We start from the raw sequence: 15,318 nt of genomic DNA on the forward strand, positions 1-15,318 counted from the left end.
GGTTACAGTCCTTTGAGGTTGGGAAAGCGGTCGGCAAGCCATGCATAGGCCAGCACGTCGTACTGGAAGAACATGGCGGCGGCGGTAAGCAGCACCAGCACGCCGAAGCCCTGCTGCAGGCGCTCCGCGTGACGTGCAAGCGCGCGGATACGGGTAGTGGCGAACTGGCCGCCGTAGGCGATCGCCAGCATGGGAATGCCGGCGCCGGCCGCATAGCAGCCCAGCAGCACGGCGGCCCAGCCGGGGTCTTGCGAACGCGCCACCAGCGCCAGGATCGATGCCAGCACAGGGCCGGCGCAGGGCGTCCAGGCCGCGCCCAGCGACATGCCGAGCACGAAGCCGCCGCCGTTACCGGCCCCTGCGCCATTGCCAAGCGCGCCAATGCGCTGGAGTGGTCCGCCAACGCGCGCCACCAGCCAGTCGTAAGGCGCGGGCCAAAGCCGGGTGAGGCCGGCCACTGCGAGCACGGCGATACCGGTGTTGCGCAGGGTTTCCTGGGCCAGGATGGCGCTGTTGGATACGACGCTGAGCAGCATGCCAAGGGCCGCGAAGGTCAGCACAAACCCGCCGGCAATGAACAGGGGACGGGTCCGGCCCGATCGCGCCACCGAGGTGCCGAGCACGATCGGCAGGATAGGCAGGACGCAGGGTGAGGCAATGGTGAGTACGCCGGCCAGCAAGGCGAGCGGCACTTCGATGAGACTGTGCATGTACAACTCCGGTGGGTGCGCCGCGGTACGGCATGACGCCATTACACCGGCGCCAGGTATCGCTGGTGTGTTCCCGCGGCCGGGGTTGCGCAATGTTTTGTAGCCCCCACGGGCAGCCGATACAGTGGGATACAAATAATTGCCCGCGACGGGCATGGTGCTGGCGGCTGCGGGGAAGCGGAGGGGGAAGTTGGGTACCGCGCGCGGGGGCCGGGCCGATGCAGTCCCGATGACGACACCCGATACACGCAAGGCATTTAATGATATCAAGCAACTCATTATCGACCAACGGCGCCAGCCAATGAAGATATTCACTGCCTGGCGCCAGTCGATTTTGCTGGTGAGCGGATTGCCAGCGCGCCTTGTCAGGCCAGTGCGATCACGACATCGATATTGCCGCGCGTGGCCTTGGAGTAGGGGCAGGTCTGGTGCGCGGCGTCGACCAGCGCCTGGGCAACTGTGCGCTCGACGCCAGGCAGGCTGACATACAGGCGCGCTTGCAGGGCGTAAGCGCCTTCGCTTGTGCCGAGGTCCACCTCGGCGTCGACCGCCAGGTCCGCCGGCAAGGCGATCTTCATGCCGGCGGCGGCTTTGCCAATCGCGCCGATGAAGCAGGCGGACCAGCCTGCTGCAAACAACTGCTCCGGATTGGTGCCGGCGCCGCTGGTGCCGGGCGATGACAACTGGATGTCAAGGCGGCCGTCGGTGCTGCGCGATGTGCCGGTGCGTCCGCCGGAAGTGTGGGTTTTACCTGTGTACAAAACGTTGTCGAGCTTGGTCATGATGTAATCCTAAAGTAAGTGAAGGAAGTGGTGGTGCAGTGAAACTGCTATTTCTCGCGAAAGAAATCAGGTACGCCATCGGCCGCTGCGCGCCAGTTCGACGACGGCGCCGGCGAACGCGCTGGGCGCTTCTTGCGGAAGGTTGTGGCCAGCTCCGGCAATCTGCCGATGGCTGCGCTGGCCGCGGAATTGTGCTGCCGGCGCGCGTCCATCGGCCGCCGCGGCCATGCCGTCGAGCGTGATGATGGGCATTGTCAGTGGCGCCGGCAGCGCCAGTTGGCTTTCCGCCTGCGCGTAGTCGGGAAAACCCGCCGCCAGTCCTGCGCGGCCGCGCTCGGTCTGGAAGTAGCACTGTTACCACAGCCCGGCTTCGGCCTGTGGCGCGGCCGGTGCGCCAGCCCTGGCGATGTCCTGGTTCGGGCCGCCGTTGGCCGAGACGATGCCGATGACCCGGGTCGGGCGCAGAGCCGCAGCGACGCGGGCGGCCAGGCCGCCCCAGCCGAAGCCGGCCAGCACCGCTTCGGGGATATGCAGTGCATTCATCAGGTCGATCACGTCCTGGCCGAGGGCAGCCTGCTGGCCGGAGCGTGGCGTGGCCGGATCGAGAAAGCGGGTGCTGCCGTGGCCGCGCAGGTAAGGAACAATCACGCGCACGCCTTGCGCGGCGAGCATCGGCGCCACCGCCGCAAAACTGTGAATGTCGTAAGGAAAGCCGTGTAGCAGGATCACCGGGCGGCCATTCTCCGGCCCGGCCTCGTGGACGGCGACGTCGAGTGGTCCTGCCTCGACCTGGCGCGTGGCCATGGCAGCCGGCGCCGGTGCGGCCAGCGCCATCGGCGCCAAGGGCAAGCTGCCCAGGGCGGCGGCGGCAAACCGCAGGAAGGAGCGGCGTTGTGGCGAAGTGTCTGACATGATGTTTCCTGCGATGTGAGGGAATGCGCTGCGCTCAGTCTGTATAGACCCGCTCGATCAGCTCGCTGCCCAGCCAGCTGGCGAGCAGCGACCCAGCCTTCGCGACGCCGTCGGCTTCGCCGAGACGCCCGACCAGCAGCTCGCACAGGGCCGCAAAGCTGCCGTCTGCCTGCAGGTGGCGCAGCGCCTCGAATTCGAGCGCGTCGACCTGCCGCAGGCATGAAGTGAACTGGCGCCGCCACACGATCAGCCCGGCCGGTCCGGCCAGCATTTCGCCCCCGGGCACCGGCCCGCCGTCGCCCAGCGCGCGCCAGATGGCATGCGCATTGGTGGTGGCGAGCCGGCTCGCGAACGAAGGCGCCAGCAGCAGGCGCGCCGTGTCCCAGTCGATGCCGGCCAGCGCGTCGGGCGCCAGCGGTGTGGCGTCGGCGGCAACGAAGGCCCCCGACAGCGCGTGCTCGATCCACGCAAGTTCGTGCAGGTCGGGGTTGTCGGGGAACTGGCGGGCCAGGGTGGCGTGGAAATCGTCGGCATAAGCGTCAAGCGTCCAGGCGGTTGGCGGATAATGGCCGATGTGGGTGATGGCCGTGGACAGGAAGGCGTCCTCGCCCATCCACGCGCGCACTTGGGGGAACGACACCTCAAGGCAGCCCACGAGCTGGGCGCGGTAGTTGTTCTGGTAGACCGACAGCCCGGCGCTAGCGGCGGCGCCCAGGCGGACTGCGGCCTCGTCTGTGCCCGCGACCAGCCAGCACCGGAAGTCGCGCTGCATTTCGGCGAGCATCATGCAGCCTCCCGATGGCGTGCGCGCAGTTCGCCGGCCCCAAAGCCGCGCGCCAGCGACACCTCCGTCAGCAGTTCGGCCAGCGGCGGGACGTCGTCGTCGCGCTCGATCATAGTGGCGACCGGGCCGAGCAGCGAAATGGCCTGCGCATACAACGACCAAACCTCCGTGCTGACTGCGCGGTCGTGGGTATCGATCAACAGATCCTTGCCCTGGCTGTGGCCGGCAAGATGGATCTGGCGCACCCGTTCGGCCGGGATGCCCGCGAGGAAATCCAGCGGCTCGAAGCCATGGTTGGTTGCGGACACATAGATATTGTTCACATCCAGCAGCAGGTCGCAGCCGGTACGCTTGGCCATGGCGCCCAGGAACTCCCATTCCGTCATCGCGGCGCCATCGAAGGCGAGGTAGCTGGACGGATTCTCGAACAGCATGCTGCGGCCGAGGACGTCCTGGGCCTGGTCGATGTTGGCGCAGACGATATCGAGCGCCTCTTCGGTGTAAGGGACGGGCAGCAGGTCGTGCGAGTTGAACGTGCCGATGCGCGACCAGCTCAAGTGGTCGGACACGAACAGCGGCTCGATCTCATCGGCCAGGGCCTTCAGGCGCAGCAGGTAATCGCGCCGCAGGCCATCGGCCGAACCGATCGACATCGATACGCCGTGCAGCGCGACCGGGTGGCGCTCGCGGACCTGGCGCAGGATGGCGCGCGGCTGGCCCCCATCGACCATGAAGTTTTCCGAGATGACCTCGACGAAATCGACAGGCACTGTGGTGTCGAGGAAGTCACGGTAGTGCTCCTTGCGAAGGCCAAGGCCGTAGCCGGAAAAGCGGGGATTGGATGCGCGCATCGTGGGTACTCTGCAAAAAGGTGAAAGGGCTGGCTGGCCCGGTCGCTCGGACCGGGCCAGGTGGCTTGTTACTTCGCCTCGGTCAGGGTGCCGCCTTCGGCCAGCTAGGGCGGTCGCCGGCAATGGTGATCACCGAGCCGCCGGAACTGTGGCCCACCAGCACCACCGCGCCGGATTGCTGGTCGACGATCTTGCGGGTGGCGGCGACGTTCGCAGCCATCGTCGTTTGCGGCTGGTGCACGACGCTGACGTTGTACCCCTTGAGCATGAGGATGTCGTGAACGACCCGCCAGCCCGAGCCGTCGACAAACGAACCGTGGACAATGACGATATTCTTCGCGCCGGCAGGTTCCGCTGGCGCTGCAGCGGAAGCGAGCACGGGCGCCGTGAGCACGACCGTGAGGGCAAATGCCGATAGAATTTTCAAACGATTTCTCCTTGAGGCCCGCGGGCCTCGTGATGCGGCGTTAGATGGAACGTGCTTTCCGGCGATTCAGCAAACTGTCCAGCGACCAGGCGCCAGCGCCGTGCGCCAAGAGTGGCAGCAGCAGGGCGGCCCAGCTCAGGTGTGTCGGCCATGCCTGCGGGTAGACGAATATCTGGATCACTGCCGTCATTCCGAGCAGCGCCGCCGCGGCAGCCCGGGTAAACAAGCCAGCGACCAGCAGCAGGGGAAACAGATGCTCGGAATACGTCGCAAGCTGGGGGGCAAGTTCGGCTGAAATGACCGGCAACGCGTACTCCGACCGGAACAACTCGTAGGCCAGCGGCTTGATCGTCAACAGGCCTTCGACCTTGGTGCGTCCCGACAACCAGAAGATCGACGCGGCGGCGACACGCGCGGTCAGCAGTAGCAAGCGGTTCGGCAAGACGCGCTGCAGGGAGCCGGACATCACGACTTGGCGGTCAGGGAGCCGTTGCCCTTGGGTGTCTTGATCGTGACGCAGCTGCCTTTCGGGACCAGCGTCCAGGCGTCGCCCTGGTAGTCGGCCGTGGAAGTGGCTGCACACGAGGTGCCCGGACCGGCGGCGCAGTCGTTGTGGCCAGCCAGCGAAACGCCATAGCATTTCTCGGTTGCCTTCGGCTTCGGCGCGTCGGCGGACTGGGCGCCGGTAGCAAAGGCGGCGAGCGTGAGTGCAAGGGTGGCGGCCAGGGCAGCGTGCGTATTCTTCATATGAATTCTCCAATTGGTCAGGTGTTTTGTCCGTCCGGGCCGGATGGCGCCGGCCCGGTAACGCGGCAGATCCCGGGTGCTCATGTCAATCGACCCAAGTGATCAGCCCGTGCAGCAAGAATGCAATCCGGTGTATCTGGTGTGTGTCACCTAAGCCCGGTGCATGTACCGCCGTGTATCCGGACGCGGCCTGATACCAATCCGTACCAAACGGGGATGCGTTTAACGGCAGAGTGAGGTAGCTGACGCTGGCGCCGGGCTGGAGCGGGCGATGTAGCGGTATGCAAGCGCGCCAGCGGCAAGCAGCAGAGCTGAGGAAACGGCCATTGCCAGCTGCAGGCCGCGCTCGGCCTGGTCGGGCGAGCCCGCCGCGACCATGGCCCCGAAAACTGCAACCCCCATGGCCCCGCCAACCTGGCGCGCCGTATTGAGTACGGCCGATGCGACGCCGGCCTGGTGGGCTTGCACACTGCCCAGGATCGACGTGGTCATGGCCGGTACGGCCAGCCCCATCCCGGCGGGTATGAGCGCGAGTCCGGGCAGCATCTGCAGGAAACTGGCGTCGCGCGCACTGCCCAGGCTGCCGAGCAATGCATAGCCGGCCGCGCCGAGCAGTGCCCCCAGCACCATCGGCATACGCAGGCCTGCACGCGACGTCAGCCAGCCGCTGGCGATATTGGAGAAAATGAAAGTGCCGGTCAGGGGCAGGAAGGCCAGCCCGGTTTCGGTCGCCGAAAAGCCGCGTACCCGTTGCAGGTAAATACTGAGGATGAAGATCACGCCGTAGTAGGAAAAATTGACCAGTACGCCAAACATCACGGCGGCGGAAAAGCCCGCGTTGCCGAACAGTCGCAGCGGCAGCATGGGAGTGCGCGAGCGCCGTTCGACCACCACGAAAGCGGACGCTGCAAGCACTGCACATCCGAGCGCGGCCAGCACGATGGCGCTCGACCAGCCGCGCGCCGGCGCTTCGATGACGGCGCCGACCAGCGCGGTCAGCGCGACCATGGCAAGCAATTGTCCTGGAAGGTCGAAAGAACGCGCTGCCGATGCGGCGTGCACGCGTGGCACCGCCTTGCAGGCCAACACGAATCCGGCCAGGCAGATCGGCACATTGACCCAGAAGATACTGCGCCACCCACCGATTGACAGCAGCAGGGCGCCCACGACCGGACCGGCGGCGATCGACACCCCGCCGGCCGCGGTCCACCAGCCTATCGCCTTGGCCAGCCCGACCTTGTCATGCGCATACGCTGAGTTGAGTATCGAAAGCGAGCTTGGCACCAGCAGTGCGGCGCCGATGCCTTGCGCTACTCTTGCCACGTCGAGCGCGAGGACCGAAGGCGCCAGCGCGCACGCGACCGAGGCGGCCGCGAACAGCGCAAAGCCAGCGAGGAAGATCCGGCGCGGCCCGAAGCGGTCGCCCATCAGGCCCGCGGTCAGCAAGAACACGGCGAACCCGAGGGTATAGGCATCGACCACCCACTGCAGCGCGCCGACATCTGCGCCCAGCTCCTTGCCGACCGCAGGCAACGCCACGTTGACGATGGTGACGTCGAGCTGCACCACGATGAAAGCGAAGCTGCTGGCCAGCAGAACGGCGCGCAGGGTGCTGCCGGAAGAGGCGGTCATGTTGTTTCTCCGATGATCAGGGCGAGGGGAAATCGATGCCGGCCACTACACCGCCGCGTGCTGGCGCAATGCTTCGGACAGGGCCGCGTCGAGTTCGTCAACCTTGGCGTAGCCCTGGCTGAGCTTGATCACGCGGCCATCGACTTCCAGCAGCAATTGCGGAAAGCTGCTGACGCCGAGCGAACGGACCTCTCTGAATTCGGCGGCCGTCGCTGCGATGGTGGCTGGGTCATTCCAGGCGTCGTGGAACTGGCTGACGGTCACCGCCTCGCCTTGCTGTTGCAAGGCGCCGACCGCAATCACGGCCAGGACCGCGCCATCGGTGGTGTCGCGGCCGCTGACATAGAAAGCCTGCTGCAATGCTTCGAACACCAGCAACTGGTTCGCTTGCGGCGCGAGCAGGCGCGCATTGACGACCGCACGGCATACCGGTTCAGTGTTGTAGACAAAATTCTCGCGTGCCACGAAAGCATCGCGATTGAAGGGGCGGCCACTTTTCTCCTCCACCATCGCCCAGTGGCCAAGCCGGAACTGCTTGCCGGCATGATCCAGCAGGTCGGTGGCGCCAGCCCGTACGCCGCCCATCAGGAGGGTCAGCGGCAGCATCGGATGGCGCTCGGCCAGCGATTTCAGTTCCGGCACGAATCCATAGCACCACGAGCACATGGGGTCGCCGGCAAAGAGCAGTCTCATTTCGGGTCTCCTGCATTACCGGTGGCGGCGCGTTTGCGCCGCGTGGTGGTGTTCTCGCGGTTCACGCCCCAGTTGTCGGTCTCCACTTCATCAATGATGACGAAGGTGGTGGCGGGATCTTTGTTGAGCACTTCCGTGAGCAGGTCGGTGACGCCTTCGATCAACGCAAGTTTCTGTGCGGCGGTGACACCCTCCCGGGTGACTCGGATATTTACGAATGGCATGGCAGTTGTCCTTTAATTCAAGAGTTGGGAAGGCGTGCGCTTACCAGGTGCCGGCAGTTGCGCCGCCATCGACGGCCATCACGGTCCCGCTGGTGAAGGTGGAGTCGGTCAGGTACAGCACGGCGTCGACGACGTCTTGGGTGCTGCCCATGGCGCCGTTCGGGGCCAGCCCTTTCAGGAACGTGGTCGTTCCCTCGTCGGTGCCGTGCATGGGGGTGACGATGATGCCGGGTGCGACTGCATTGACGCGCACGTTGGAAGTAGCAAGTTCGATGGCAAGGGCACGCGTGGCGTGGTTCAGGCCGCCCTTGATCAGCACGGGCAGCAGGGCAGGGATCTTGGCGTTCGGCTGCATGGCGACACTGGCCGTGATGGTGACGATGTGGCCATCACGGTTGGCGCGCATATGTTCGGCGGCCTGCTGCGACGGGTAGAAAAAGCCCTTCAGGTTGGTGCTGACGATGGTTTCCAGGTCGTCCTCGGTGTAATCGCCGACCGGTTTGGCGATGAAGATACCGGCATTGTTGATCAGGATGTCGACCTTGCCGAAAGCGTCGATGGCGCGCTCGAACAGGGCGGCGGCGGTCGAAGGCAGGGCGATATCGCCGGCCACCAGCACGAAGTTGGCCGGGTTGCCCAGTGCTTGTGCGGCGCTCTCCAGGCGCTCGAGCGAGCGGGCATTGCCGACGACGTTGTAGCCGCGCTCGAGGTAGGCTTTCGCAAGCGCGAAGCCGATGCCACTCGATGCGCCGGTGACGATAACTGTTTTGTTTGTGCTCATGATCTTGCTCCTGTGTGCTTGGGGTGGGTTAGCAGGCGCCGGGTACATTTGCGTGGTGCCATGAATCCACTATACTTATGACGCATCGGTTGATAAATCCCATTTCAGGCAAATCACTTGATACACGGTGTAACTAAAAAGAGGAAGGAGGACCAGTGACGCGCGAATTCGACGCCATGCGGCTCGGCAGTATCGAACTGTTCTGCCTGGCCGCGGAGCAGGCAAGCTTTACAGGGGCGGCCAATATTGCCGGGGTAACGCCGGCCGCGATCAGCCGCTCGATCGGCCGCATGGAGGAAAGGCTGGGCGTGCGCCTGTTTGTGAGGACGACGCGGCAGATCCGCCTGACCGATGCCGGGCGCCGCTACTACGACCAGTGCCGAGACGCGCTGATGCAATTGGTCGAGGCCGAGCGCGAAGTGACGGGGGCGCAGACGGCCCCGGCGGGGCCGCTGCGAATTAGTGCGCCGACGCCGTATGCCCATTACCGGCTGCTGCCGTTACTGCCGCAATTTCGCCAGCTTTATCCCGACGTGACGGTTGAGGTGCATGTCAGCAACCGCAACATCGACTTTGCCGGCGAACGCTACGACATCGCGATACGCGGACGCGATCCGGTCGACTCGTCGCTCATTGCGCGCAAGCTGGAAGATGCGGAACTGGTGCTGGTGGCGTCGCCCGCCTACCTGAAGCGCGCCGGGACGCCGGCTTCCCTCGAAGCCCTGGATGGGCATGAATGTATTCAATTCGACCTGCCCAGTACGGGGCGCAGAATCCCCTGGTCATTTCACGTCGATGGCAAAACGGTGGATGTGGCGACGACCGGCGGCTACACCTGTTCGGAAGACGTGCTTGGCATCGTGACCCTGGCGCGCAGCGGCGCAGGCATTGTGCAAACCTACCGTTTCATCGTGGAGCAGGATATTCAGAGCGGCGCGCTGGTGGAACTGCTGCCCATGCACGGCGGCACGTCGCGGCCGTTCATCCTGCTGTATCCGCACGCGCGCCACTTGTCGCTGCGCGTGCGCACATTCGTCGATTTCTTGTTGGCCAGGCTGGCCGGGCCTGGCAAATAACAGCTGCGGGTGGTGAGGGGCGAGCCCGGGCGTTCAATTGCGTCACAGCGCCATCGATCTGGCGCGGTTTCGTCAAGCGCGTACGGAACAGGCCACCTTCCTAACCGGAGTGCTCATCCAGCATCGACATGGCGGCTTGGTGCGCCCCCGTCTCGGCCTGCTCCTGCGTCGCAAATACCGTTTCCAGCGCGACCCGTTGCGGTGGCACGATGCTGTTCCGGTGCATCGGGTTCGTCGACGGGCCGTAGATCGCCACGTGCGCCGCCCATCCCTCGACATCCGCCATCCAGACCCCTGAATAGTCGATCTCGTACTCTCCCTGTTGTTGTGTTGGCACGGCGCCCTCCTTAACTGGTGTGAGGTCCCATGATGCCATCAACCATGCAACTGCGGCGTCGCAGTGCGAACGGGGCGCAACAGCCGGGTCCCATGTCATCAAGATGTCATCCGGACTCCGCAGAATGGGGTTGTTCGCAAGCTGAACGCCGGGTTTGCGGAGCTGCACGGTGAGCCACCGCGCCGCCATGCATTCCTGAATTGCGAGACGGGATACTGACGAATCCCGCACTGGAGAAAGCCATGTTCCAATCGAAGAGACTGATCATCCTGGACGCTGACGGGACAACGATCGATGCATATCCGGCGATCGAAGCTGCTTTTGCCCGCCACGGCATGACCCTCGGTGAAGAAAAGAGCTTTCAGAAACGCCACCATCTGTTCAAATATCTGGGCGGAATCAAGGAATTCCCTTCCATCATTAAAAAGAACCTGCGCAAGCAGGGGCGAAAGAAAATCGTCGATTCCCTGACCGATGTGTACCGGACAGACGCGCGGCTGTACCCCGGCATCCCGGAGATGATCAAGTCGCTGGTCGCGGACCCGAACATTGTGGTGGGCCTGGTCACGAGAAATATCACCAACGATCCATTGGAGACGCTCAGGCAGTTATTTTCCCGGCACGATATCGACGTCAATGCGTTCGATTTTTTCGACCATGTCCCGCTAAGTGAGGGCAAGACCTCGCAGTTTCGCCTGATACGCGAAAGGTTCCAGATCAATCCGGCACGTGCTTACGCCTGCGGCGATGAACACAAAGATTTTCACGCCGCGATCAGCACGGGAATGCATCCGTTCATGGTCTCGTATGGATTTGAAGACCACGACCGCCTGATCGAAAAATTTGCGGTTCCGGATGAGGTGATCTCGCGGACGCCCGCCGACCTTTGCCAACGCATCCGTAACGCTTTCGACCTGGTGACGGCAGAGGAAGCGGCCCATCCGTTAAGAATTGCGTAGACCTGGCCCAGCTTAAACTGAACAGGCGAACAGCAGGCCGCTGATGATGGCAAATATCCAATAGTCGGTTGGGGCGCCAAATATCCAGTGCTTGTGCCAGGACACATGTTTACGATGAAAGCGCTTCCATCCAAACGCGGGATTCACGATAAACCATAAAAAATCCTCGACGATCCAGAACACCATCATCGACGCCAGAATGCGCGCCTCCAGCTGCCATGACCAGTGCCACATCAGGAAAATGGGCAAATGGAAGAACAGGGCGACGAATGAAATCATCCACGCGTGATAACCGGTCATCGCGCGTCCGCCCCAGAAAATATCGAGCAGCCAGTGCTTTTCGATGCGCCAGGTTGGCAGGTTTGCCGCCCAGCCGGCATCGCCTTCAATGTGGATTTCGACCTTCGCAAAGAAATATGCAAGGACCACGACGAAACCGAGGGTCGACAGGAGCTGGATGAGATAAGAGGCGGGCATGGTCATTCCGTGGGCTGCCTGAGTATGGTGGCGAGCACCCGGCTGGCTGCGGCCGGACGTCCGAGGGCATGGGCGTTCGCGCGCATTTCGGCCAGCCTGGCTGGATGGGCGAGTAAATAGCGGACGCGATATTCCAGGGTCAGCAAGTCGAATGCCTTCAGTGCCGCGCCGCGCTCCAGCACAAAATTGGCGTTGTGTTCTTCCTGTCCCGGAATCGGCGCGATCACCACCATCGGCAGGCCGATAGCCAAAGACTCGGACGTGGTGAGTCCGCCCGGTTTGGTGATCACCAGATCGGAGCATGCCATCAGCCGCTCGATATTGTCGGTATGGGCAAGGGGCGAAAGGCGTCCAGGATAGCGTGCGGCGAGATCGTTCAATGCTGCCAGGGTGGACTTGTCCCTGCCCGCAAGCGTAATGACGTGCAGGTCGTCATCTGTTCGAAGCAGGCGCTCGGCGATGTCGGTGACCGTGCCGAAACCTGCTCCGCCTCCCATCAGCAGTATCGTCATCCGGTGAGCGGGAATCCCGAGTTCGCGCGCGCATCCGTCCCGGTCATGATGGCCTGAAAAGCCCGGCATGATGGGAATGCCCGTTATATGAATCTGATTCGCCGCGATGCCATGCTCACGCAGACGGAACGCAACCTCTTCGTTCGGTACGAAATACCCGGCCATGTGCCCGTGCACCCAAATCGGGTGTAAGTCGAAATCCGTGACTTGTACCCACACCGGACATGACAAGCCGTCCCGGGCGATCAGTTGCGACAGGATGTCGGCTGGCAGGAAGTGGGTACAGACAATCAGGTCCGGGGCGATCTTCTCGATCTCGCGCACAAAGCGGGCGCTGTTAATGCGCTCGGCCCAGCGCCGCAGCGCATGCCCGCCCCCGTCCCGTTTCGCCTGATGGGTGCTCTGGTACACATGGCGCCACAATGCAGGCGCGTGCTTCACCATCCCCGAATACACCTTGGCATATGCGGTTCGCAGGAGCGGCGAGACGAACTTCAGGATGTCGATGTGGGTGACCGAGACATCCGGTCCCTGCGCGTGCATTCGAAGCGCCTCGGCGGCGCGCGTATGACCGTTGCCTGCTGATGCACTGACTAGAAGTATTTTGGTCTTGCCCATTGCCGCCTGCGTAGGATGGAACCCGCCAGATTCTATACAGGAGGTATGACAGTGCGATGACAGCCGGCGCGGGTCCCTTTCCTTAACGGGCGGGCATCTTCCGGAACCCGACGGCAAGCCGGTTCCAACCGTTGATCGCGATGATGGCCACCGTCAGGTCGGCCATCTCCTTGTCGCTGAAGTGCTCGCGCAGGGCCGCGTAATCCGCGTCCGCGGCATGGGTGCTGGCGATCAGCGTCAACGACTCAGTCCATGCAAGTGCGGCGCGTTCGCGCGGCGTGAAGAAGGGTGCTTCGCGCCAGACGACGACGGCATGCAGCCGGCGGTCGGTTTCGCCCGCGTTCTTCGCATCGGTTGTGTGCAGGTCGACGCAGAACGCGCAGCCGTTGATCTGCGACGCGCGCAGCTTGACGAGTTCGAGCAGGGTCTGCTCGAGGCCAAAGCCCGAAACGGCCTTTTCCAGGCCAATCATTGCGGCGAGCGCTTCTTTGGACGCCTTGTAATAGTCGATACGTGAGTTCAAGGTGAGCTCCTTGTGAATAGGTGGAACGTTGATGGCAGGGTGGCGAGCGGATGGCGACATCACGGCCGTTGACCGACTTGCTTGGCTGTTTGCACGTTCAGGCACAACGCGCCGGTCACGAGGGCAAGCACGACATGCAGCCAATACAGCGGCAGGAAGTCGGTGCGCGCCAGCGTCGCATGCCCGACGAGCAGGACGGTAATGGCCACGCCCAGCACGGACCCGAGCTGGCGTATGGCCTGGTTGACGGCGCTCCCAACCGCGTACTGCGCTGGCGGCAGGCCCGCCACCGCGGCGCCCGAAAGCGAAGGCAGAACCATGCCGACGCCGAGCCCACTGAGGATCAGCCCGGGCAGCCAATGCGTCGCGTACGCCGGCTCGCTACCTGGTATGAGCAGCATCCAAAGGCCGGCGGCCGTAAACACCAGCGATCCAGATACGAGCACTGGCCGGTATCCAATCCGCGCCGCGATGCGCCCGGAGATAATCGCGGTCGGCACCACCATCAACGGGCCCGGTGTCACTGCCAGGCCGGCGGCCGGAAGCGTGTAGTGCCAGACGCCCATCAGGTAGGCGAAGAACGCGAAGAACATCATGGCGAACGCGGTGCCGAAGGCCAGCGTGGCCAGGTTGACCGCGCTGTAGCTGCGGTTCGCGAACAGCGCCAGGTCGACCAGCGGCGCCGTGCTGTTGCGCGCCCAGGCGATGAAGGCGCCGAAGGCGACCACACTGGCGCCGCCGAGCGCCGCCAGTTCCAGCCTGCTCCAGTGCGGCGAATCGGCCTGCGTGATCGCCATTGCGGCGGCGCCGACGGCGACAATCAGCAGCAGCATGCCGATAATATCGACCCGGTGCTTGCGCGCGCCGGCTTTGGCTTCGCGCAGCCGGGACGCGCCAAACCACAGCGACACCGCGCCCAGCGGAAGGTTGATGTAAAAGGCCCACGGCCAGCCGAGGTAGTCGACGATGCTGCCGCCAAGGCTCGGGCCGATCGCCGCCGCCAGGCCGCCAACCGCGCTCCACAGGCTGACGGCAACCGTCCGCTTCTCTTTGGGGAAGGCGTCGAGGATGATCGACAGCGACGCCGGCGTGAGCAAGGCGGCGCCCAGTGCCTGGACCACGCGCGCGGCGATCAGCACACCGACGCTCCCGGCCATTCCGCAGGCCGCGGAGGCGGCCAGGAACAGCGTCACGCCGGCCAGGAAGACGCGCTTGCGGCCGTGTGCGTCGGCCAGTCCGCCGGCGGGAATCAGCATCGTCGCGTAGACCACGGTGTACGCGTTGAGAACCCACGACAGGTCCGCAGGCGTGGCGGCGGGGAAGGCCAGCTGCAGCGCGCCGAAGGCGGCAAACAGCACGGTACTGTCGATCGAGACGAGAAACACCGCGATGCTGGCGATCCAGAACGTCGGCCATGGCGAGGCGTGGCTGGACGGCTGCGTAACGGCAGGGGCGGGGGCGAGTGAGGGGGATGTCATGGCGTGGCTCCGTCGACGGGCTTAGCGTGCGTAGTCGATGTAGATGCCCGGCTCGGCGGACAGTCCACGCTTGATCTCCTGGGTCCACTCGTCGACCGCCACTTCGCTGGCGCCGGCTTCGAGCGCCTCGAACGCGCGCGCGACGACAAACTCCGGCGACAGCTTGGGCGCGTCGAAACCGCGTGTCATGTCGGTGTCGATGAACGCGACGTGCAGCCCGAGTACCTGCGTGTGCTGCGCCCGCAATTCGTTGCGCAAGCCGTTCGTCAGGCTCCACGCGGCCGCCTTCGATACGGAATACGCCGCAAGCACCGGCGCGCTCAGCCAGCTCGCCACCGACAACACGTTGAGCAGGGCCCCGCCGCCATTCTTCGCCAGCACCGGGGCGAAGCCCTGGCTGACACGCATCATGCCGAACAGGTTAGTTTCGAGCATGCGCTGCGTCGCTTCGATGCTGTCCTCCGCCAGCAGGCCTCCGAGGCTCGCAATGCCGGCATTGTTGATGACCAAGGTCACATCGCCGCACTCGGCGACGGCCGCCGCAACCTGGGCGGCATTGTTGACATCGAGCGCAATCGGAACCACGCCCGGCAGCGTGACCTGCGACGGATCGCGTGCGCCCGCGTACACCTTGCGCGCGCCGCGGGCCAGTGCCTGCCGTGCGAATTCGAGTCCGAGGCCGCGGTTGGCGCCGGTGATGAAAATGGTGCTGTCCTGGAGCTTCATGGTAATTTCTTTCAGGTTTTGAATATGATGCTCGTCATATTCAAGTGTAAAAAAGTGCCGCAGGCGAAC

At 64.2% G+C, this 15,318-nt stretch carries 21 protein-coding genes; 2 read left to right on the forward strand and 19 right to left on the reverse strand.

The window, feature by feature from the left end; genetic code table 11:
• Positions 1-2: 2 nt before the first annotated feature.
• The 13 genes from HHL21_RS01865 to HHL21_RS01920 form a co-directional block, all read right to left on the reverse strand.
• Positions 3-710 (reverse strand): cytochrome c biogenesis CcdA family protein, encoded by a 708-nt coding sequence (locus HHL21_RS01865; RefSeq protein ID WP_169463539.1) that lies wholly within the window; start codon positions 708-710, stop codon positions 3-5.
• Positions 711-1,075: 365 nt separating this feature from the next.
• On the reverse strand, positions 1,076-1,492 hold the full coding sequence (locus HHL21_RS01870; protein WP_169463540.1) for an organic hydroperoxide resistance protein: 417 nt from the start codon (positions 1,490-1,492) through the stop codon (positions 1,076-1,078).
• A gap of 66 nt (positions 1,493-1,558) precedes the next feature.
• A complete protein-coding gene (locus tag HHL21_RS22240; RefSeq protein ID WP_308640216.1) occupies positions 1,559-1,744 on the reverse strand; it encodes a hypothetical protein in 186 nt (61 codons plus the stop codon).
• 102 nt (positions 1,745-1,846) lie between these two features.
• Positions 1,847-2,404, reverse strand: a complete 558-nt coding sequence (locus HHL21_RS21990) for an alpha/beta fold hydrolase (protein WP_308640217.1) — start codon at positions 2,402-2,404, stop codon at positions 1,847-1,849.
• Positions 2,405-2,438: 34 nt separating this feature from the next.
• A complete protein-coding gene (locus HHL21_RS01880) occupies positions 2,439-3,191 on the reverse strand; it encodes an HvfC/BufC N-terminal domain-containing protein (protein ID WP_169463541.1) in 753 nt (250 codons plus the stop codon).
• Positions 3,188-4,039 carry an MNIO family bufferin maturase gene (gene bufB, locus HHL21_RS01885; RefSeq protein ID WP_169463542.1) on the reverse strand — a complete coding sequence of 284 codons (852 nt, stop codon included), beginning with the start codon at positions 4,037-4,039 and terminating at the stop codon, positions 3,188-3,190. Before bufB ends, HHL21_RS01880 begins: the two co-directional genes overlap by 4 nt.
• A gap of 82 nt (positions 4,040-4,121) precedes the next feature.
• The gene (locus HHL21_RS01890; protein ID WP_206085505.1) at positions 4,122-4,466 is read right to left on the reverse strand and encodes a lipase family protein; all 345 of its coding nucleotides are present in this window, start codon (positions 4,464-4,466) and stop codon (positions 4,122-4,124) included.
• 40 nt (positions 4,467-4,506) lie between these two features.
• The gene (locus tag HHL21_RS01895; RefSeq protein ID WP_169463543.1) at positions 4,507-4,932 is read right to left on the reverse strand and encodes a DoxX family protein; all 426 of its coding nucleotides are present in this window, start codon (positions 4,930-4,932) and stop codon (positions 4,507-4,509) included.
• Positions 4,932-5,213, reverse strand: coding sequence for a BufA1 family periplasmic bufferin-type metallophore (locus tag HHL21_RS01900; RefSeq protein ID WP_169463544.1), 282 nt, complete (start codon positions 5,211-5,213; stop codon positions 4,932-4,934). The genes HHL21_RS01895 and HHL21_RS01900 overlap by 1 nt, the downstream gene beginning before the upstream one ends.
• A gap of 222 nt (positions 5,214-5,435) precedes the next feature.
• Positions 5,436-6,845: an MFS transporter gene (locus tag HHL21_RS01905; RefSeq protein WP_169463545.1), complete on the reverse strand. Its 1,410-nt coding sequence runs from the start codon at positions 6,843-6,845 to the stop codon at positions 5,436-5,438.
• A gap of 45 nt (positions 6,846-6,890) precedes the next feature.
• A complete protein-coding gene (locus tag HHL21_RS01910; RefSeq protein ID WP_169463546.1) occupies positions 6,891-7,538 on the reverse strand; it encodes a DsbA family protein in 648 nt (215 codons plus the stop codon).
• Positions 7,535-7,762, reverse strand: coding sequence for a 2-hydroxymuconate tautomerase family protein (locus tag HHL21_RS01915; protein ID WP_169463547.1), 228 nt, complete (start codon positions 7,760-7,762; stop codon positions 7,535-7,537). The genes HHL21_RS01910 and HHL21_RS01915 overlap by 4 nt, the downstream gene beginning before the upstream one ends.
• Positions 7,763-7,802: 40 nt before the next feature.
• A complete protein-coding gene (locus tag HHL21_RS01920) occupies positions 7,803-8,543 on the reverse strand; it encodes an SDR family NAD(P)-dependent oxidoreductase (RefSeq protein ID WP_169463548.1) in 741 nt (246 codons plus the stop codon).
• A gap of 155 nt (positions 8,544-8,698) precedes the next feature.
• Between HHL21_RS01920 and HHL21_RS01925 the strand changes: the two genes are divergently transcribed.
• Entirely contained in the window at positions 8,699-9,619 is a 921-nt protein-coding gene (locus HHL21_RS01925) for a LysR family transcriptional regulator (protein WP_169463549.1), read from the forward strand.
• A gap of 100 nt (positions 9,620-9,719) precedes the next feature.
• Here HHL21_RS01925 and HHL21_RS01930 read toward each other — a convergent pair whose 3' ends face one another.
• Positions 9,720-9,956 (reverse strand): hypothetical protein, encoded by a 237-nt coding sequence (locus HHL21_RS01930; protein ID WP_169463550.1) that lies wholly within the window; start codon positions 9,954-9,956, stop codon positions 9,720-9,722.
• Between the two features lie 242 nt (positions 9,957-10,198).
• Between HHL21_RS01930 and HHL21_RS01935 the strand changes: the two genes are divergently transcribed.
• Entirely contained in the window at positions 10,199-10,915 is a 717-nt protein-coding gene (locus HHL21_RS01935; RefSeq protein ID WP_169463551.1) for an HAD family hydrolase, read from the forward strand.
• A gap of 12 nt (positions 10,916-10,927) precedes the next feature.
• Here the strand turns inward: HHL21_RS01935 and HHL21_RS01940 are convergent, their stop codons facing one another.
• The 5 genes from HHL21_RS01940 to HHL21_RS01960 all read right to left on the reverse strand — a co-directional run bounded on the left by HHL21_RS01940 (position 10,928) and on the right by HHL21_RS01960 (position 15,249).
• Positions 10,928-11,392, reverse strand: a complete 465-nt coding sequence (locus HHL21_RS01940; RefSeq protein WP_169463905.1) for a hypothetical protein — start codon at positions 11,390-11,392, stop codon at positions 10,928-10,930.
• Between the two features lie 2 nt (positions 11,393-11,394).
• Complete coding sequence (locus HHL21_RS01945) at positions 11,395-12,522, reverse strand: MGDG synthase family glycosyltransferase (RefSeq protein WP_169463552.1); 1,128 nt, start codon at positions 12,520-12,522, stop codon at positions 11,395-11,397.
• A gap of 82 nt (positions 12,523-12,604) precedes the next feature.
• Positions 12,605-13,045, reverse strand: a complete 441-nt coding sequence (locus HHL21_RS01950) for a carboxymuconolactone decarboxylase family protein (protein ID WP_169463553.1) — start codon at positions 13,043-13,045, stop codon at positions 12,605-12,607.
• Between the two features lie 59 nt (positions 13,046-13,104).
• On the reverse strand, positions 13,105-14,523 hold the full coding sequence (locus HHL21_RS01955; RefSeq protein WP_169463554.1) for an MFS transporter: 1,419 nt from the start codon (positions 14,521-14,523) through the stop codon (positions 13,105-13,107).
• Between the two features lie 21 nt (positions 14,524-14,544).
• Positions 14,545-15,249, reverse strand: coding sequence for an SDR family oxidoreductase (locus tag HHL21_RS01960; RefSeq protein WP_169463555.1), 705 nt, complete (start codon positions 15,247-15,249; stop codon positions 14,545-14,547).
• Positions 15,250-15,318: the final 69 nt, after the last annotated feature.

The organism is Massilia polaris, from assembly GCF_012927275.1.
GTDB classification, from domain to species: domain Bacteria; phylum Pseudomonadota; class Gammaproteobacteria; order Burkholderiales; family Burkholderiaceae_D; genus Telluria_A; species Telluria_A polaris.